20 protein-coding genes are annotated in these 18,977 nt (G+C 47.8%); 10 read left to right on the top strand and 10 right to left on the bottom strand.

What is annotated here, in order from left to right; genetic code table 11:
* Positions 1-8: 8 nt before the first annotated feature.
* Genes Q0882_RS03225 through Q0882_RS03215 form a run of 3 tightly spaced genes read left to right on the top strand, consistent with a single transcriptional unit; the run spans position 9 to position 3,513 of the window.
* A complete protein-coding gene (locus tag Q0882_RS03225) occupies positions 9-1,703 on the top strand; it encodes a TrkA family potassium uptake protein (protein WP_299177955.1) in 1,695 nt (564 codons plus the stop codon).
* A gap of 14 nt (positions 1,704-1,717) precedes the next feature.
* Positions 1,718-2,617 carry a DMT family transporter gene (locus Q0882_RS03220; protein WP_299177952.1) on the top strand — a complete coding sequence of 300 codons (900 nt, stop codon included), beginning with the start codon at positions 1,718-1,720 and terminating at the stop codon, positions 2,615-2,617.
* 8 nt (positions 2,618-2,625) lie between these two features.
* Positions 2,626-3,513: a TIM44-like domain-containing protein gene (locus Q0882_RS03215; protein ID WP_299177949.1), complete on the top strand. Its 888-nt coding sequence runs from the start codon at positions 2,626-2,628 to the stop codon at positions 3,511-3,513.
* A gap of 61 nt (positions 3,514-3,574) precedes the next feature.
* Here the strand turns inward: Q0882_RS03215 and yaaA are convergent, their stop codons facing one another.
* The gene (gene yaaA / locus Q0882_RS03210; RefSeq protein WP_299177947.1) at positions 3,575-4,351 is read right to left on the bottom strand and encodes a peroxide stress protein YaaA; all 777 of its coding nucleotides are present in this window, start codon (positions 4,349-4,351) and stop codon (positions 3,575-3,577) included.
* A gap of 400 nt (positions 4,352-4,751) precedes the next feature.
* A complete protein-coding gene (locus tag Q0882_RS03205; protein WP_299177944.1) occupies positions 4,752-5,030 on the bottom strand; it encodes a hypothetical protein in 279 nt (92 codons plus the stop codon).
* Between the two features lie 223 nt (positions 5,031-5,253).
* Here Q0882_RS03205 and Q0882_RS03200 point away from each other — a divergent pair, with 223 nt between their 5' ends.
* Complete coding sequence (locus tag Q0882_RS03200; RefSeq protein ID WP_299177941.1) at positions 5,254-6,531, top strand: tryptophan--tRNA ligase; 1,278 nt, start codon at positions 5,254-5,256, stop codon at positions 6,529-6,531.
* A gap of 17 nt (positions 6,532-6,548) precedes the next feature.
* The gene (locus Q0882_RS03195) at positions 6,549-7,388 is read left to right on the top strand and encodes a sulfurtransferase (protein WP_299177938.1); all 840 of its coding nucleotides are present in this window, start codon (positions 6,549-6,551) and stop codon (positions 7,386-7,388) included.
* On the opposite strand, the gene Q0882_RS03190 is transcribed toward Q0882_RS03195, so the two are convergent.
* Positions 7,378-8,205: a DUF547 domain-containing protein gene (locus tag Q0882_RS03190; RefSeq protein WP_299177936.1), complete on the bottom strand. Its 828-nt coding sequence runs from the start codon at positions 8,203-8,205 to the stop codon at positions 7,378-7,380. The two genes, Q0882_RS03195 and Q0882_RS03190, sit on opposite strands and share 11 nt — an antisense overlap.
* A gap of 220 nt (positions 8,206-8,425) precedes the next feature.
* On the opposite strand from Q0882_RS03190, the gene Q0882_RS03185 reads away from it, so the two are divergent.
* Both Q0882_RS03185 and Q0882_RS03180 read left to right on the top strand, forming a co-directional pair.
* Entirely contained in the window at positions 8,426-9,352 is a 927-nt protein-coding gene (locus tag Q0882_RS03185; RefSeq protein WP_299177934.1) for a Dyp-type peroxidase, read from the top strand.
* Positions 9,353-9,490: 138 nt separating this feature from the next.
* Positions 9,491-9,670: a hypothetical protein gene (locus Q0882_RS03180; RefSeq protein WP_299177931.1), complete on the top strand. Its 180-nt coding sequence runs from the start codon at positions 9,491-9,493 to the stop codon at positions 9,668-9,670.
* A gap of 73 nt (positions 9,671-9,743) precedes the next feature.
* Here Q0882_RS03180 and cysK read toward each other — a convergent pair whose 3' ends face one another.
* Positions 9,744-10,712: a cysteine synthase A gene (gene cysK, locus Q0882_RS03175; protein ID WP_299177929.1), complete on the bottom strand. Its 969-nt coding sequence runs from the start codon at positions 10,710-10,712 to the stop codon at positions 9,744-9,746.
* Between the two features lie 210 nt (positions 10,713-10,922).
* Between cysK and Q0882_RS03170 the strand changes: the two genes are divergently transcribed.
* Positions 10,923-11,396, top strand: a complete 474-nt coding sequence (locus Q0882_RS03170) for a tetratricopeptide repeat protein (protein WP_299177927.1) — start codon at positions 10,923-10,925, stop codon at positions 11,394-11,396.
* 141 nt (positions 11,397-11,537) lie between these two features.
* Positions 11,538-12,482, top strand: coding sequence for a carbon-nitrogen hydrolase family protein (locus Q0882_RS03165; RefSeq protein WP_299177925.1), 945 nt, complete (start codon positions 11,538-11,540; stop codon positions 12,480-12,482).
* A gap of 37 nt (positions 12,483-12,519) precedes the next feature.
* Here the strand turns inward: Q0882_RS03165 and Q0882_RS03160 are convergent, their stop codons facing one another.
* The 5 genes from Q0882_RS03160 to Q0882_RS03140 form a co-directional block, all read right to left on the bottom strand.
* Positions 12,520-13,119, bottom strand: coding sequence for a tRNA-uridine aminocarboxypropyltransferase (locus Q0882_RS03160; RefSeq protein WP_299177922.1), 600 nt, complete (start codon positions 13,117-13,119; stop codon positions 12,520-12,522).
* A 3-nt stretch (positions 13,120-13,122) separates the two neighbouring features.
* On the bottom strand, positions 13,123-14,535 hold the full coding sequence (locus Q0882_RS03155) for a DUF4139 domain-containing protein (RefSeq protein ID WP_299177919.1): 1,413 nt from the start codon (positions 14,533-14,535) through the stop codon (positions 13,123-13,125).
* A gap of 58 nt (positions 14,536-14,593) precedes the next feature.
* On the bottom strand, positions 14,594-16,588 hold the full coding sequence (locus Q0882_RS03150) for an SUMF1/EgtB/PvdO family nonheme iron enzyme (protein ID WP_299177917.1): 1,995 nt from the start codon (positions 16,586-16,588) through the stop codon (positions 14,594-14,596).
* A 136-nt stretch (positions 16,589-16,724) separates the two neighbouring features.
* Entirely contained in the window at positions 16,725-17,573 is an 849-nt protein-coding gene (kdsA, locus tag Q0882_RS03145) for a 3-deoxy-8-phosphooctulonate synthase (protein ID WP_299177915.1), read from the bottom strand.
* Between the two features lie 83 nt (positions 17,574-17,656).
* Positions 17,657-18,112 carry a PilZ domain-containing protein gene (locus tag Q0882_RS03140; RefSeq protein WP_299177912.1) on the bottom strand — a complete coding sequence of 152 codons (456 nt, stop codon included), beginning with the start codon at positions 18,110-18,112 and terminating at the stop codon, positions 17,657-17,659.
* Between the two features lie 82 nt (positions 18,113-18,194).
* Between Q0882_RS03140 and Q0882_RS03135 the strand changes: the two genes are divergently transcribed.
* On the top strand, positions 18,195-18,719 hold the full coding sequence (locus Q0882_RS03135; protein ID WP_299177910.1) for a HugZ family protein: 525 nt from the start codon (positions 18,195-18,197) through the stop codon (positions 18,717-18,719).
* A 17-nt stretch (positions 18,720-18,736) separates the two neighbouring features.
* Here Q0882_RS03135 and Q0882_RS03130 read toward each other — a convergent pair whose 3' ends face one another.
* On the bottom strand, positions 18,737-18,949 hold the full coding sequence (locus Q0882_RS03130; RefSeq protein ID WP_366915906.1) for a DUF2788 domain-containing protein: 213 nt from the start codon (positions 18,947-18,949) through the stop codon (positions 18,737-18,739).
* Between the last annotated feature and the right edge of the window lie 28 nt (positions 18,950-18,977).

The raw sequence follows: 18,977 nt of genomic DNA, 5'->3' as shown, positions 1-18,977 counted from the left end.
ACCTCCTGATGAATAATGTTATCTATCTGTTTCTGAGGCGTTTGCGTGTACCACTGATCACGCTCATCGTTGTCTACTCGATCTCGGTTTTGGGGTTTGTGCTTATCCCAGGAGTCGATGATCAGGGGCAAATCTATCAGATGGATTTCTTCCACGCAGTCTATTTTGTCTCTTTTATGGGATCGACCATCGGTTTTGGTGAGATCCCTTATGACTTTACTGCGGCGCAACGGATGTGGACGCTTTTCTGTATCTACGCCACCGTTATTGCGTGGCTATACGGTATAGGTACGACGCTGGCCCTGCTTCAGGAGCCCGTTTTTGGTCGTATGATGAGGCGCCGATCATTTACCTCCACGGTTAAACAGATGAATGAGCCTTTTTATCTGGTGTGTGGTTACGGTGTTACCGGTAGTGTGATTGTCAGGCAGCTTGCCCGTAGGGATATCCGTTTGGTGGTGCTGGATATCAGTCAGGACCGTATCGATTCTTTGCAGATGGATGAACTGCCTGTCTCTGTACCCTCCCTGTGTGCGGACGCCTCTTTGCCCGATATTCTTGATGACGCTGGTTTACAGCACCCGAAGTGTATCGGTGTGATGGCGCTGACAGATGTTGATCAGGTCAATCTTTCAATCGCGATCGCCAGTAAACTACTTTGTCCGGGTCGGTTGGTAATCAGTCGTACAGAGTCAGATGTTACCACTGCCAATTTACAGTCGTTCGGTACGGACTTGGTAGTGGATCCCTTCCGTACTTATGCGCAGTATCTCTCATTAGCTGCCCATGCACCCTATATGCATCTGGTCTATGACTGGATTCACAATCCGTTTCACCGACCCTTATCCAGCGTATACCAGCGCACTAAAGGGCGGTGGATTATTTGCGGTCATGGCCGCTTTGGACGGGCGCTGTTTCGGGCCTTTGATGAAAGTGATGTTGATCTGACAGTGGTGGATGTGGATTCGAAAAAAGTTGAACATATTCCTCACCAGGTCACTGGTGTGGGGACGGAAGCCGTTACGTTGATGGAAGCGGGTGTTTTGGATGCAGTAGGGATTGTTGCCGGGACCGGGAATGATGCGGATAACCTATCGATCATCATGACCGCAAGGGAGATGAACCCAAAACTGTTGACGGTTGTCCGTCAGAATATCCATGAAAACCGGCTGGTTTTTAAAAATAGCCGAGCTGATTTCATTATGGAGCCAGGTCGGATCATTGCGAACCGTATTCTGGCACATGTTAAATCTCCTCTGTTACCCGCGTTTATTGAAGAGATGCAGGATAAGTATGATGATGTCTGGGCGCATACTCTGATTAACCGAATGAGCCGTGTGGTTGGGGATCATGAGCTTGATAGCTGGGCTTATGTTGTGGGCGAAGAGGAGACACCTGCGCTACTGGAAGCTCAGCGGCAGGGGTTTGAGCTGACGTTATCCCTCTTCTTTAAAGATCCTTATAACCGTAAGAGAAATCTACATGCCTTTCCCCTGATGTTGCGCCGGGGTGAAGAGATCATTATGCAGCCTGGCGAGCTTTTAGAGATTCAGTCGGGTGATGAGATCCTTATCTGCGGACTGAATAAATCCAATCGCCGTATGCAGTGGACAGTGAATAACTATAATGTGCTGCACTACGTTATTACTGGTAATGATGCCAGTAATAATCTACTGTCACGCGTTCTAAAAAAACGTACCTGATCCCCCGCGAATCTATGCTGGCTTATTTTCTTCTCTGTTTAACCACGCTGTTTTGGGCTGGGAATTTTGTTCTGGCACGAGCGTTTTCCATGGATATCCCACCGGTGACGCTGGCTTTTGTTCGCTGGTTTGTCGCGTTATTGATATTACTGCCGTTTTCGCTTCCCGTGCTTATCAGGCACGGGGCTGTTATCCGCAGGTATTGGAAACGACTCGCCTTAATGGGAGGGCTGAGTGTTGCAGGCTTCAATACCTTAGCCTACATCGGTCTGCAGTCAACGACTGCAATGAATGGAACGCTGATGCAATCCAGTATGCCGATTATGATTCTATTGATTAGCGCCGTTGTTCTGGGCGAAAAGGCCTCATTCAAGCAGTGGGGAGGTGTTGCGCTTTCGTTACTGGGAGTCTCTCTTCTGATAACACAGGGGCAGTTGGGGCTGCTGCTCTCATTGCAGTTCAATCCTGGTGATCTTTGGATCCTGTGTGCCATGTTTGTATGGGCGACCTACAGTGTGGCGTTGCGCTGGCTCCCAAAAGAGTTGACAGGTTTTGCCTTTTTTTCTGTGACGTTGTTGGCGGGTAATTTGATACTGGCTCCTTTTGCATATTTTGAGATGAGTAGTGCTGATCCGATCGAGTGGAATGTGGAATTGTATGGATTAGTTTTGTATCTTGCGATATTCCCTGCAATACTGGCCTATCTGTTCTGGAATTATGGCGTCAGCCAGCTAGGGGCAGAAACTGCCGGGTTATTTGTGCATCTGGTGCCGTTGTGGGGAATGATCTTATCCATCCTCTTTTTAGGTGAGGAGCTGAAACCTTTTCATTTATGGGGCATCGCTTTAATATTCAGCGGGATATATCTCGCTGTTATATCCGGCGCTTTATTTAAAAAAAACAAGTCAGTATAGGAGAAACAATGCGGACTTTTTTTGTCACGTTAATGGCGGTATTTCTGATCTCTTTACCTCTAACCGAAACCGCTGAAGCAAAACGATTGGGTGGTGGGTCATCCTTCGGGAAACTTTTTTCTTCACCCAAAAAATCTAAATCGGCACCCACGCAGAGTCAAACATCGACTACGCAACAAAAAGCGACAACCACCGCTGCTCCTACTAAGAAAGCTGGTTTTGGGGGCATGATGGCAGGTCTGCTCGCGGGCGGGATTTTTGGGGCATTGCTGTTTGGCGGTGCATTTGATGGTATTCAGTTTATGGATATCCTGCTGATCGCTGCGGTGATCTTTATCATCTATAAAATTATGGCGATGCGCAGGCCTGCTCAGCAACCGGGTTATGCGAATGGGCCTCAGCAGTATGAGATTAATACGCATGATCAACCTGAACAGCGTGAAGCTCATCAGCCTGAAACTGAGAAAAACTTTAAACCTATGCCATCATTCAGTGGTAATGGATGGGGTGATACCGGTGAAATTGTTGTGCCGGGCTGGTTTAACCGGGATGCATTTCTGGAAGGTGCGCGTGGGCATTTTGTGACCTTGCAAAAAGCCTGGGATGAAAGTAATTGGGATGAGATTCAAAGTTATACCTCTGATGAGGTTTTTCAGACGCTGAAAGAGGAGCGTGCAAAACATCCGGAGCACCAGGTTACAGAGGTTGTTTCTGTGATGACTGAGCTTGCTAACTTTATTGATCAGGGCGATGAAGCGGTTGTCAGCATCAACTTTTATGGCTGGTTGAAGGAAGACTCAGAAGAAACGACAGAGTTTAATGAAACCTGGCATCTGTCCCGTGATATGACCCGAGATAATTCAGATTGGTTCATTGTGGGTATCGAGCAGAACTAATCGTTGCTTGAATACAAAAAAGCCAAGGCATCTGCCTTGGCTTTTTTTGTGGAGAGTCCGCTTACTCCTGATGATCTCGTATGAAGGTCCAGTTATCCCCTTCAGACATGCTTGGAGCAAAGCGGTACCCTTCAAGGTCAAAGGATTTGAGCTGCTCCGGATCTTCAATGCGGTTTTGAATGATATAGCGGGTCATTAACCCTCTGGCTTTTTTGGCATAAAAGCTGATCATCTTATATTGACCATTCTTCCAATCCTTAAATGCAGGGGTAATGATTCTTCCCTGAAGATTTTTCTCTTTTGCCGCTTTGTAATACTCGTTAGAGGCAAGGTTGATCAAAACTGACTGCTTTAATTCGGATAACTCATGATTGAGTTGATCAGCGATAATATTGCCCCAGAACTCATACAGGTTTTTGCCGCGTGAGTTAGCAAGTTTGGTTCCCATCTCCAGTCGGTATGCCTGCATCAGATCCAGTGGCTTAAGTACACCATAGAGGCCGGATAAGATGCGGAGGTGTGCCTGAGCAAACTGCAGATCCTCTTCACTGAGAGATTCAGCATCCAGACCGGTATAGACATCCCCCTTGAAAGCGAGCACTGCTTGCTTTGCGTTTTCAGCTGTAAATTCAGGTGACCATGATTCGTAACGGGCTACATTCAGGCTGGCCAGTTTATCACTGAGTTTCATCAGTTCAGCCACATCCTGAACCGATAGTTTTTTCAGCTCCTCAATCAGTGACTGTGAGTGCTCGAGAAAATCTGGTTGTGAATAGGTGGGTGTAGTTGGCGCGGTTTCATAATCCAGGGTTTTTGCAGGGGAGACAACTATTAACATAGGAAGAGATCAGTCTGTAAATTGTTGGGTTATAAGGATGATAACCCTGCATGGAGTGACAAAAAAGGCTAATTTTTCTATGGTCTTCATTGAATCTTCCAATCACTGACGTGTTAGCAGGTTGGTTTATACCGCTTAAGGCTCTGAATACATCAAGTTTACATCCCATTCATCAATCAGTTTTGACTATTCGGAATGATCATTGGTTGATTCGCTCAGGAGTTCAGTTTGATTTGTGCTCCAGAAGGGATGCAGCCAACTTTAGAGCGTTATGAGTCGTAATAAACTGGCTGATCCCCGGCTCCCAAGTCGCTGAAGTGGGGGTAAATATGGAAACTGCTCGCGAATAAAGAGCCGTAATGGATAATCGATCTGTCAAAATCGACTTATTAGCTAAGTTTTAGCTGTTGCTTTTCTTCTTTTTATACACCGTATGGGCGACGGTACAACTCGCTGTACCTGCGCATACAAGCAGTGCAGGAATAAGGGCGTTATCAAAGGAGCCGGTTAATTTCATGACAGCCCCTGAAATAAGAAAGCCTCCGAACAGGCAGAGAACCCCTGACATGAAGCCCATCACGAGGCTGCTCATTTGACGGTCAGGTGTTTGCAAGATGTACCAGCCGGCACTGCCAATGAGTGCGGAAAGTGTGATCCAGGAAGCGATAGAATCAGTCATAGTGTCTCAGTCAGTATTGTTATTGTTTTGCTCTTTTTAGCACTAACCTAAATGCAGTGCCATAGATACCTTGGATGAATGGTGCTTCCGAGGGAGATCTATCACTGCCAGAGGCGCGAAACAATTAATTTTTTTCGGTATTATACCGGCCATTCATATGGTTTTAGCAGTCACCGGGCCATTTTTATTAAGGGTGGCTCTCGTAGGCAGAAGAGAAAAGTTGATGGATAAGAAAACAGTACTAACAGGTATTACAACGACAGGTACGCCTCATATTGGTAATTATTTAGGCGCCATTAAGCCTGCGATTGAGATGAGCCAGAGTGGCGAATATAACAACTTCTACTTTCTTGCTGACTTTCATGCACTTATCAAATGCCATGATCCCGAGCGTGTTGCTCAGTCGACGCGTGAGATCGCTGCAACCTGGTTAGCATTAGGCCTGGATACTGATAAGGCAACGTTTTATCGCCAGACCGATATCCCCGAGATTACTGAGTTAACCTGGATCTTGACCTGTATGTGTTCGAAAGGGCTGATGAACCGCTCTCATGCATATAAGGCTTCAGTCGATGCCAATCGTGATGCTGGTAATGCAGACCTGGATGATGGTGTGACCATGGGGTTATTTAGTTACCCGATCCTGATGGCGGCGGATATCCTGATGTTCAATGCTGATCTGATTCCAGTGGGTAAAGATCAGATTCAGCATATAGAGATGGCTCGTGATATGGCGGGTCGTTTCAATCATACCTATGAAAATCTGTTTACTCTGCCTGAAGCCGTTGTCGATGAGCAAACCCAGCTGATCCCAGGGTTGGATGGTCGCAAGATGTCGAAGAGTTACGATAATACTATTCCGCTATTCGGCTCCTCTGACGAACTGTACAGATTGATCAAGCAGATTAAGACTGATACGCGGGAGCCGGGTGAGCCTAAGGATGCTGATAACAGCACACTGTTCCAGCTGTATGGTTGCTTTGCAAATGAGCTGGAAACCGCTGCGATGCGGACCCGTTTTGAAGACGGTATCGGTTGGGGAGATGCTAAAAAAGAGTTATTTGAGTTCCTGGACGCTAAGCTGACAGAACCGCGTGCACGCTATAACGAACTGATGAGTGATCTGGGTGCTGTTGAAGAGGTGTTGCAGAAAGGTGCGGATAAAGCACGGGAAGTTGCTTCACCACTGATGGATAAAGCACGTATCGCTGCAGGTATCCGTCCGCTAACTTATGTTGCACAAACAAAAACTGAGGAAAAGCAGAAAAAAGAGAAATCTGCTGAGGCAATTGCTCGTGCAGAGGAGGGGCGCCGTCGTGCCATTCTGATGCAGCTCAAGCCGATGCTGGATCAGGTTGAAGGTTCTGATGATAAGGCGGCGGCTGCGCAATCGATGATCGCGGATAAAACGGCTGAGGTCGCTGCGCTTAAGAAGAAGGCTAAGCAGAAGGCTCAGAATGAGTTGGATCTGCTTCAGGAAGAGCTAGCGCAATATCTTTAAGAAACCAGGGGCGGGATATGTTCAATACCATAATGAGTGCAGCACAGCTTCAGTCATCACTCGATGACCCCAACTGGGTTATTCTGGATTGCCGGTTTAATCTTATGGAACCTGATGCTGGGTATGCTGCTTATATGGAGGGACATATTCCGGGCGCTTTCTATCTCCATCTGGATGAACATCTGTCGTCACCTATAACAGGGCAATCCGGACGGCACCCTCTACCGAATCCACAAGAGCTGGCTGAGCTACTCGGTCGTTGTGGTGTGACGCGTAAAAGTCAGGTTGTGGTATACGATGATTGTGCAGGGATGATGGCAGCACGCTGCTGGTGGTTATTGAGGTATATCGGTCATGATCAGGTTGCTTTGCTGGATGGTGGCATACAATCCTGGGGGGATGCGGGTGGTGAACTGACTCAGCAGCAGCCCGTTTATAATAAGGAGTGTTGCTCTGTAGAGCTTAGGCCGAGTGCGAATCTGAGTGTGGATCAGCTTATGAGTGCACTTGCAGAGGGGGATATCACATTGGTTGATGCCCGTGCTGCAGAGCGCTTTCGTGGTGAGGTTGAGCCGATCGACCCAGTTGCGGGACATATTCCTGATGCATTGAATCGTCCGTTGATGGATAACCTCCGCGATGGTTATTTTAAATCAGCTGAAACGCTCAGGCAGGAGTGGTTAGCTCTGATGGGCGATCAGCGTTCAGAGCGTGTGGTTCATATGTGTGGCTCTGGTGTGACGGCATGTCACAATCAGTTGGCAATGGAGATTGCAGGTCTCAAAGGTAGTCGCCTTTACGCCGGTTCCTGGAGTGAATGGATCCGTAATCCAGCCAGACCGGTTGCTAAGGGGTGATGATTTTTAACTCATTCAGTTTCCAATTATACTCATAGCGATCGATCGTGCTCAGGCCTTCCAGTTTTGACCTTAATTTTGCCTTGCTATATTGCTGTAAGTGTTTGATCACAGCCTTCTCTGAACTACCAAAATCGGTCTGAAACCAACTATAGATTTTAGATACGATCAGCTTCCTATTCTCAAATCTGACCCCCCTTGGGTGATTGATGAAACGCCGGGCATTGTCGTCTAAGAGCTGTTCGCTGTTTAAAGCCGTAAAGGCTGTTTGATGAAGGTCTGGGCAGCCGATAGACGCACAGTTGAGAGTGTAGTGGAGTCTGGGATCCATCCAGATAGGGCGAAGAATTCTGTGCTCTATGTCATCAAGGCTCAGGGGCTGATCCTCAATTGTGATCAATTTTTTGCCCCAGGGGCCGTTGCTGAATAAACCGGGGGAGATATCTATCTCTGTGATCGATGTCACCGGATAGTGTGCCAGTATCAGGTTAACAGTGAGTGCATTGTATAAGTTGATCCAATAGGCTTTTTGTTCGGCCGCGTTGTAGCTTCGGATCGGGAGCGTCCCTAGTGTGTTGATATATTCCTGCAGCCGTTGTCTGTCAGCCATGGTTACTTTTGAGTAGCTCACTCTGTTTACGCCGCTCTCATCTCTTGCTACATATCGGTCAAGCCATTGTTGCCAGATCTGGTGATTGATTTGAGCTGTATTGTTGCTGTTATCCTTCCTCCAATACTCCCAAAGTTCTGCTTCTGGTGCAGCATGCAGAGGTAATGGGAGTATCAGAACCAATAGAATCAGTTTGAAGTGTTTCAATGGATTAACTCTTTTGTTGTTTTAACTGGTTATAGAGACAAGGGTGCGCCGTAAAGATTCATTCATCGCTCATATCGGATCAATGATAAAGAGAGCCGGTGAGGCTAGTTTCAGGTGATAGCGATGCGCTATGAAGCAGATCATAAAAGATAAATGTCCCTGATCTCAGGATCGCTCTATACTGCCTCAACAATGAATGTGATGAAGAAGGAGTTTTTGTATGGCACAGTTTCAACGTGGCGTCGTAGCGGAGGCAAGTCCCGCAGCAGTTTTTCTGACATTTAATCAGACACGCAATGATGGTGCTGTGGATAGAGTTAAGTTGGTTCTCTCCAAAATTTCCACACTTGAACAACTATTTAATCAGAACTATCCAGACGCCGAATTGCACATTGTTGCTGCGATCGGGAGTGCTTACTGGTCTCAGCTTGGATTGTGTGATGTGCCTAAGCAGTTGCAGCCCTTCCCCAGTTTAGAGAATGGAGAAAATATCGCTCCGAATACGCCAGTTGACCTGCTCTTCCATATTCGATCCCAGCGTAAGGATCTGAATTTCATGGTGGCCCAGCGTTTACATACCGAGTTGGCAGACGCTGTCGCCTTGGTAGAGGAGGTAGAGGGGTTTCGCTATCTGGACTCGCGTGATCTGACCGGGTTTGTTGATGGGACTGAGAATCCTGAAGGTGAAAACCGGGTGGCTGTTGCGGTCGTAGGTGATGAAGATTCGGCTTTTTCCGGGGGGAGTTATATCCATCTTCAGCGCTATGTCCACAATATGGCATATTGGAATCAGCAGAGTTTGAAGTGTCAGGAAGATACGATCGGTCGTACCAAGTCTGACAATATTGAGTACACATCAGAGGATAAACCGCTAACAGCTCACACCAAGAGAACCTCGTTAAAGGATGAGGCGGGAGCTTCTATAGAGATCCTTCGGCACAGCATGCCCTATGGCTCAACACAGGAGTGTGGATTGCTCTTTGCCAGTTATTGCCGAACCCCCGATAACTTTACGTTGATGTTAAAAAGCATGGTAGAAGGTGACGGTGCTGGGCATAGTGATCATCTGTTGAAGTATACCCGTGCTGTGACAGGTCAGTCTTTCTTTGCGCCCTCGGTTGATTACCTGGCACAGATCGCATCATAGTTTAGGTAGTCTTATTACAATTTATTATTCTTTTGTATGAAATTTGTTCATAAAATTGTAATTATTTGAATTTAAGCTATGCTTGTATGTAGAAAAATTACAAACAGGACAGAGTAGAAGATGCAAACGGATATGAATATGCGCACGATCGCAGTGTTATCGCTGGATGGTGAGCACTATGAAGTAGATGGGTATTATCAGGGGCAGCAGCGTAAAGCGCAGTGGTATAACGTTGTAAAGAGTAGCGATCGAAGTGTTCAGTTAGAGCATCTGGAGGAGTTTCCCTCCCACGATAAGATTCGTGAACTACTAAACTGATATCGATTCCAGATAGATAAAAGCCAGAGCGGGTGTCGCTCTGGCTTTTTTATGCGTCATTTTTGCCGGCTTGTTACTGCACTAGCTCATTGTCGCTGAACATGCCTTCAAACAGTGCGGATGAAAGGTAGCGCTCACCAGAGTCCGGTAAAATCACTACAATATTTTTGCCCGCATTTTCAGGCTGATTGGCGACCCGAATCGCAGCGCAGAGGGCTGCACCACATGAGATCCCGGCCATAATGCCTTCAGACTCCATCAGTTTGCGGGCGGTATCAATTGCATCCTCATTGCTGACTTGCTCTACCTGATCAATCAGTGAGAGGTCCAGGTTTTTCGGAATGAAGCCCGCACCAATACCTTGAATTTTATGCGGAGAGGGTTTGACCTCATCACCATTGATTGTCTGAGTAATCACCGGTGAATCGACAGGTTCAACAGCCACGGAGGTGATCGCTTTCCCCTGTTGTTGCTTGATGTAGCGAGATACCCCAGTGATCGTACCACCGGTACCCACCCCGGCTACTAAAATATCAACCAGACCTTCTGTGTCATTCCAGATCTCAGGTCCGGTGGTTTTCTCATGAATCTCAGGGTTCGCAGGGTTTTCAAACTGCTGCAGCATCATATGAGTCTCAGGATTCTGATCAACGATCTCCTGAGCCTTTTCGATAGCCCCTTTCATCCCTTTAGCCGGCTCGGTCAGTACAATCTGGGCTCCCAGGGATTTCATGATCTTACGACGCTCCAGGCTCATAGAGGAGGGCATCGTGAATATGATCTCATAACCTCGAGACGCAGCGACAAAAGCCAGGGCAATACCCGTATTACCGCTGGTTGGCTCAACCATTGTCATACCAGGCTTGAGTGCTCCACTTTTCTCGGCAGACCAGATCATGTTGGCACCGATACGGCATTTAACAGAACCGGCTGGGTTTCTGGATTCTATCTTGCCAAATATATTTAATCCGGGAGCAATACGTTTCAGGTGAACCAGAGGTGTATTACCAATGGTGAGAGAGTTATCTTCATAAATGTTCATTTGGTCACCCAGTTAATCCTTTATGACAAAACTATATATTCAAAAGGAATATTAGATTGTGTTTTTATATGTAATTTCAATTCTAGCCGGAGTTTTGCCAAAAGGGGAAGTGCATAGATTGAAGTTTTTGTCCTGATAGGGTTGTTTCTAATATTAGGAACGGTTGATATGATAGCGGCGCCAGGATTAATTGATTCTAGAACGGAGAGCATGATGCGATTTTTCTCTAAACTGATAGCGCCTTTAGTTTTTTTTATCGCCTATGGGCTATTTCGCTCTTCCGTTAAGCAAGGCTCACTTAAAAAACACAATTTTGTGATGAAGCTGTTCCGCTTCGCTGCGGATAATGGAGATAAACGTGCGCTTTCTGTGTATGGTCATCTGCTGCACTTTAGAGGGGAGGGCGTTGAAAATCGAATTCAGGGAGGCATCTATCTGCAGCAGGCGGCAGAGAAAGGGGACCTGAAGGCTCAGTATCAGATGGGTCGGATTTTTGAAGAGGGTTTCGAGCACTATTTTAAGGCTGATCCCGTTAAGGCGCTGGCGTTCTATCAACAAGCGGCTGAACAGGGACATCACCTTGCGATTAAGCGCTTGTGTGACGCTTATGCTGATGGTGAGTTGGGTCTGCAGGCTGATCCGCGCAAAGCTGATCAGTGGCTGGCACGTATGCCGCAGTTATAAGACAGCTTTTATCAATACTCACCTCCCCAACCCACACATATCTGACGTACAGATATAGGTCTTCCCTAATATCGAATTTCCCTGTGTGATTGGCGTCATGCTCTATGCTTATAGAACATGACCGACAACAGGACCTCTCTCATGGCTACCCCAACTCCTATAGCGATTGCACAACTCCCTCCTGTGTTGTTAAACCTTGAAGCCAGCATGGAACGGGCACTTGAAACTTTACATGAAGCGGCGAAGCAGGGAGCTCAGTTGGTTGTGTTTCCTGAAGCCTACCTGCCGGGGTATCCCACATGGATCTGGCGACTTAAACCGGGAGGGGATATGGCTTTAGGAAATGAGATACATGCTCGTTTACGTGAAAACTCAGTCGATATCGATGCCGGTGATCTAAACCGGTTATGTGACGCCGCTGCTGAACTTAATGTGGTTGTAGTGATGGGGCTGAATGAGTTGGATCGCCGTTATAGCGGCAGCACTTTGTATAATTCGGTTGTGGTCATAGACGCGGATGGTCAGATTGTGAACCGACATCGTAAGTTGATGCCAACCAATCCTGAAAAAATGGTTTGGGGGATGGGTGACGCCTCTGGTCTGAAAGTTGTCGACACAGCGGTGGGACGTATTGGTTGCTTAATCTGTTGGGAAAACTATATGCCTTTGGCACGATATAGTCTTTTTTCCCAGAATATTGATATCTACATTGCTCCCACATGGGATAGCGGAGAGACCTGGCTCGCGTCGATGAATCATATCGCCCGTGAGGGAGGATGCTGGGTTCTGAGTACAGCGACGGCGATGACAGGGGAAGATATACCGGCCGACTTTCCCGAACGGGAGGCGCTTTTTACCGAAGATGAGTGGATCAATCCGGGTGACGCTGCAGTGATAAAACCATTTGGAGGTTTAGTCGCGGGGCCCTTACACCAGGAGAAAGAGGTGCTCTACGCGGAGATCGATATTAGGGAAGCTCGACGAGCCAGAAAGGCGCTGGATGTTGCCGGGCATTATGGGCGCCCGGATCTGTTTAAGTTGGAGGTTGATCGGCGTTGTAAGGTACCGGCTACATTTATCGATTGAGAGGAGCGGACTGCGCTTTTAATCAGTGCTCCATAGGTTACAGCGGAAGGTTCTGACGTGCTCGCTTGTAGTGATGAATAAATCGATCCAGCGCGCGATCCAGTTCGCTTGCCGCCTCGACCTCTCTGTTAAGCTTCAGTAACTCCGCTACCGTTTCTGCTGTGCACAGGTGATCTGCATCGGGATTGCGACGGAGGTCATAGCGACTTTTCCTCGCAGGAGAGAAGGAGAGGATAGGTAACTGATCAAGCCAGGGGCTTTTACGCACGATTTTTCTGACCTCTTTCCAAGTTCCGTCAGGCACTATGATGAGTGTGGAGCGCTTCTTCTCTGCGGGTTTGAAGGGGCGGCTGCGTGTAATCAGTTCTGGCCTGTCTGCCGGGAAAAGTAACCAGACCTCTGTATCTGAGGCATTAATTCTCTCCAAAAGCGCCTTGGGAGGATCTTTGCGCTGCCACTGATAGAGCTGGGTTGTTGGCAGAACCTGTTGGATGATTTTGCTGGTTGCGGTCGCTCTGTGGTGTTCGTTTTCATGGAGCAGTAGTGCGAACTCAAGCTGGCACTGCTGCGGCTCAATCTGGCTACAGCAGCACCAAGGAAGTTCCAGGCCGCAGCCTTCGCAGGACCTGTTCTGCAAAACTTAGCGCTTCTCCATCTGTACTTTGAAGGCAAGTAGTGCTTCGCCCTTGGCGGGTACATCGATCTGCCATCGTGCGCTTCCTCCCATCACTTTATCGAAGGGGAAGCTACTCTCTTTAATGTCCCACTGCAGCGGGAAGTTGGCAGTTAAGACCAGCTTTGCTGCGGTTGGACGGCTGTTGCTTATTCTTAGCTCCTGACCTACGAGGAAACCGTTGAATGTTTTACTGAAGTGCGTTTGCTTTCGATGAATGGAGAGATCAAACGCTTTCCCCTGTTTGAGCTCTACCTGATCGCCTTTGCCTGTATGTCCGATCTGACTTCCACCTGCAAACTGAAGCATCCCTTGCTGATCGGGCGTAAAGGTACGAACCTTTCCTGCGGGCAGCGGCAGGCCCAAATTACTTTGCTCTTCATTCTCAAAGGTCAGCGTCAGTACGGGTTTTACTCGATGCTGGTTTCGCTCAAGGGTTGGGTAAACAAGGAATTCATAATCGTAACTACGCTGGACCGGGATGCTGTCGGAGTTCAGGAAGGAGACCTGTTTGATCTGACCATCAAGCAAGCTTACTTTTCGTGGAAGCGTAAAGAGGTGAAAGTCTCCAAGGTTTTCCTGAGTAACCGCTTTCGGTGCGGCTCGTGCCACGCCCCTGGCAGAAAAATCGGCTTGCAGCATCTCGGCGTGGCGATTCCCGCCTGGATTGTTGAGGTTGCCGGCAACCAAAGAGACTTGGGCATCTTTGAAGTCAGTTCCAGTCCGGTTGCTCAGGCTGGCGCGACCATCGAGAGAGGCTTTATCGCCCGCTTGATTGAGCGTCAGAACATAATCCATCGACCACTGTAATCCGGATGTCAGGTAACTGATTCTTGCCTCTTGTGGTTTTTTCGTACCGTCGCTACGGAAATTGATGCTGGGTTTGCTAAGAAGGTCCCCCGGCAGGCTGGGGAAGATAAAGCGCCATTGATTGTTTAGAGGGATGCTTTCGAAGCGGTTATTCTGTTTGATCAGGGCGCGGTTGCCATCCACACTGAGCAGCTTAACTGCGCTGATTACCTCCTGACCTGAAACCGGATTTAAACGCGCCAGTTGTAGCTCTTTACCAATATAGTGCTGTAACAGGTTGTGCTGATTTAACAGGTTGGTATTAAGGTTCTGCTCTAAGATCATACCCGCATTATCGATGCGGAGGCTGGCAACTTGTAGCTGTTCACTGACATCCTCAAGGGTAATCACCTGTTCAGATGTCAGAGGAGGCAACTGACGGGTTTCCCTGACCAGACCAAGATTCTGGTTGTACAGAGTCAGATCTAAGGATTGACGCTGTTCTGAACTGATCTGAAGGCTGTCCGCATGAGCCGTGAGCGAGCTTAGAGCGGTAATCAGAACGCAAAGGTTCCACTTGGTGATCTGCATGACGTTGTCCTTTTAAAAATCCATATGCTCTTTATACCTGAAGGGTATGAACTCAGGCTTACTCAAGGTCCAGAGCAACACGGAAGCCCCAGCTATCTCTCTTTGCATTCAGAGGGTTCCGATAGCGGCTCGCAGGGCGGATCAGTCTTTCAATCTCAAACCATGAGCCACCACGCATTACCCGGTCTGCACAACCTCTTTGTTTATATGCCGATCCATCGATCGGGGCTTGGGTATAGTTCTCAAGGTAGCAGTCGGCGACCCACTCATCCACATTGCCAGTCATGTCGTGTAATCCCCAGTTATTGGGGGAGAAACTACCGACAGGAGCCGTTTGTTTTCCATCCCATTCACTGCCGCAGCCTGCACAATTGGCCATATTCTCTTTGAACTCATCCCCCCACCAGAATGTTGAGAGGCTGCCAGCTCTGGCGGCATACTCCCACTCTGCCTCAGAGGGTAGCCGGTAGGGAAGTCCGGTTTTATTCTTCAGCCAGGTTGCATACGCAGCTGCATCTTTCCAGCTTACATTGATGACCGGCCTCTGACCTCTCCCCCAGCCTTCGTCGCTGGGAAGAGGGCGGCTGGTTGCATCGGCAAACTCATCATACTCTTTGAAGGTAACTTCAAAACGGGCAATGGCAAAAGGTTTAGCTATGTGGACCACATGCACCGGTTTCTCGTTGTCATCACCCAAGCCTGCCTGATCACCCATGCGAAACTGTCCTGAGGGAAGGACCACCATTTCAGGTCCATAGGTTTGGTCACTGATCTGATCTTTAAAGATCTGGTTGCCTGGTTTTTCTGGATCCTGGTTCTGAAGCTTGGCACGTGCTTTTTCAAGCTTCTGCTGCAGAACGGTAATCTCAAGCTGATTGTCCTTCAGTTGCTGGTCCTGTTTGTTATGAAGTTCCTGCTGGGCCTGAAGGGATGAGTACATCTGTTGCAACGCTTCATTCTGCTTCTGGATCTGTAGTGCTTGAAAATCACGCTCTTTGAAATTGATAAATTCAGAGGTAAACCAACCGATCAGATAGCCGATCGCAAAGAGTAAACATCCCACCAAACTCATCATGACGGGTTTGGAGAGGGATAGTTTGGGTAGCCTTTTTTTCGAAGGGCTACTCTCTTCAGCTGGTATTTCCTGTGTGTCTTCGGCTACATCTTCAGGAACCGGCTGTTCTGGTTCGGTTGTCTGAGCCTCTTCAGACTGAGGGGGGAAAAGAGCCTCAACCATTTCAGTACAGCTGTTAAAGCGTTCTTCCGGGGTGGTGGAGAGGGCTTTCTGTAATGATTCCCACTGTGTGTCGCTGAGATTTTTGGGCTGTGCTAAAGGGGTACGTACTCGTTGTGCTTCAGTATCTTCAGGAGTGAACCCGGATTTTCCGGTGAATAGCTCATACAGAATGCAGGCAAAAGAGTAGACATCGGCTTGACGTGTTAACTTACCCGGATGGAAACCTTCAGGTGCTTGGTATTGCTTGTAGCGGAATGGTTCCGGTAGCAGCGCAGATAGGGATTCCAAACTCTCCCTAAGTGAGAAAAGTGTGAGTTTGATCCCACCGTTGCGATTGATAAAAATAAAGTCGCTGTCCAGGCAACCGTGGGCGCTGTGTAGTTTTTGATAGCCCATATCTATTGCATATGCGAGCTGTCGAATCAGCCCTAACTGCTGCTTCTCAGCAAGTTTGCCACCCTTGTGAATTAAGCCCCCGAGGGTTAGCCCATCAAGTTTTTCGTAGGAGAGGAACAGTAATTTACTCTTGTGAGTAAAGAAGCCGTAACACTCAGCGATATGCTTATTTTTCAGCTGCTTGTTCAAAGCTGCGTGCTTTTTAATCCCTTCAACGAAGTTAGTTTGCTTAAGCAGAAAGGGATTGATGATCAGCAGGGTGACCAGAGGGGAGCCCTGAACACTAATATCCTCGGCCTGCCAGAGCCGTCCCAGTGCATGAATACCGGTATGCTTAATCAGTTTGAATCGATGGTGCTCCGGACCGATTTCGATTCCATCCTGAAGCGCATCGTAGAGAGATTCCGGGGTGTTACTCATTGTGGCAGATCCTGTTCTTCGTCCATCCGCCTATCATAGACAAGGGGCGCATCAGAAGTCAGCACTTTGGGAAAGATTTCTGGGTGAATGTTGAAGAGAGCAGGCCCCCAGAAGGGAGGCCTGTCAAAATAAAAACTTAGTTGGAGGTATCTAGCTCAGGGAAGCTTTTGACCAGCTCATCGACCGCCTTCATCTGTGTGAGGTAAGCCTCGAGAACATTTAATGGCAGAGCACATGGGCCATCGCACTTTGCTTTTTCCGGATCTGGGTGCGCTTCAAGAAACAGGCCTGCAATTCCCTGTGACAGGCCCGCACGGGATAGTTGTGCTGCCAGAGCGCGACGTCCTCCTGCTGAATCTGCACGGCCTCCCGGCATCTGCAGGGCGTGAGTTGCATCAAACATCACAGGGTAGCCAAAATCTTTCATGATTGAGAAGCCCAGCATATCGACGATCAGGTTGTTGTAGCCGTAGCATGAACCGCGTTCGCACAGGATAAGGCGACTGTTACCGGCTTCTTCGCACTTGTGCAGAATATGCTTCATCTCTTGAGGCGCGAGGAACTGAGCCTTTTTGATATTGATAACCGCATCAGTTTCGGCCATCGCTTGAACCAGATCTGTTTGTCTGGAGAGAAATGCGGGGAGCTGGATAATATCGCAGACCTCTGCTGCAGGCGCGGCCTGATCAGGTTCATGGACATCTGTGATCAGAGGCACGTCGAAAGTTTGTTTGATCTCTTCGAGGATCTTTAGCCCTTCATCCAGACCAGGACCACGAAAAGAGCCGAGTGAGGAGCGGTTTGCTTTATCAAAAGATGCTTTGAATACATAGGGGATGTTGAGTTTGCTGGTCACTTCGACATAGTGTTCTGCAATCTGAAGTGCAAGATCACGTGATTCCAGAACATTCATGCCACCAAACAATACCATCGGCTTGTCGTTAGCTATTTCAAATCCAGCAACCTGAACGCGTTTCTGCTGCATCTCTCTCTATCACCCATCCAATAAAAGAAGTGTGTAGTATAACGATTTATTGCTGCAATGCAGAGGCTTCAGGTGCTTTAAGCTCAGCAGGCAACTGGAAACAGATGCGCATATTTTCCGATCCACTCCAGAGCTGCATCCTGATCTGACAACTCGCGACCTTCGAATTCATGTACATGTTTGCGGTATCGTTGGATATAGCAGAGCTGTTCCAGAATACGGATACGCATCAGTGCGTCGATATTGGTAAATGCGATCCCCAACTCATATCCATTATGCGTACCTTCACAGCTTTGAATGGTACCAAGTACCTCGAGGTTAGACGCGATACTGGGGATTTTGATTGTGATATTGTCGCCGGATTCGAAGGGGATATCTGAGTGGCAAACAAGTTGTAGGGAAGAGGAGTGGTGGGGATTCATATGTGAATCCTGAGGCCGGAGTTCAATAGGGAACTCCTCGGGGTGGCGGATAAATACTTTCTTGTCGCCCATGACAAACACCTTATCAGCACTGTCCAGATTCGGTTGCGATTTCACAACCACTCTAATTATAGTATCGGCAGAGGTTGTCAGGCTTTAAATTTTAGTTTTTTTTAACAGAGTTCATACAGAGGTAGTTATGTCTGAACAGTCTAAAGAACAGCTGCTTGGGTTGAATCAATCCTGTCAGAAATTACAGAATGGGATGCAGTCACTTCTGTTATCGACAATGAATATTGAAGGGTTTCCTGAGATCAGTTACGCCCCGTACTTCAGTGATCAGCCCGGTGTGTTTTATATCTTTATCAGTGAGCTTGCCCGTCACACAAAGAACTTGAGTACCTCTCCACGTGCATCTGTCATGTTTATTGCGGATGAAGGAGATTCCCAAAATCTGTTTGCTCGCGAACGATTAACTTATCGGTGTAGTGCTGAAGAGGTTGAGCCGCAAAAAGATGAGTATCAACAGGTATTGAACGGAATGGAGGATCAGTTTGGAAATATCATGGCAATGTTGAAAACCTTACCGGACTTTCACCTTTTTCGCTTAGAAGCCTTTGAAGGGAGTTATGTTGTTGGCTTTGGAAAAGCTTACGAGATAGATCTTTGTAGCGGTGAGCTGATCCATCTCTCGGAAGTGAATATTCGATCTAAGCGAAATTGATGCGGGCGAACCGGTTGTTAAACTCCGGTATGCCCACCCATCATCTCTACGACTACTGTTTTAACCAGGAAGGCCGCTAGCCCAAGCCCCAGAGCAAAAAAGAGGATTGCGGTTCCAAATTTACCCGCGTTTGATTTTTTTGCCAGGTCGTAGATGATGAAAAAAATAAACGCAGCAAACACGGCCAGACCCACATTTAGGGCGATAGCCTCCATTTCAGCCAAACGCATCAGGGTAACCTCCAACTTTAAGTCAGCA

This window comes from uncultured Neptuniibacter sp., from assembly GCF_947498015.1.
Classification (GTDB): domain Bacteria; phylum Pseudomonadota; class Gammaproteobacteria; order Pseudomonadales; family Balneatricaceae; genus Neptuniibacter.
The sequence above is the reverse complement of the archived record's forward strand: the minus strand, read 5'-3'. Positions and strand labels throughout refer to the sequence as shown.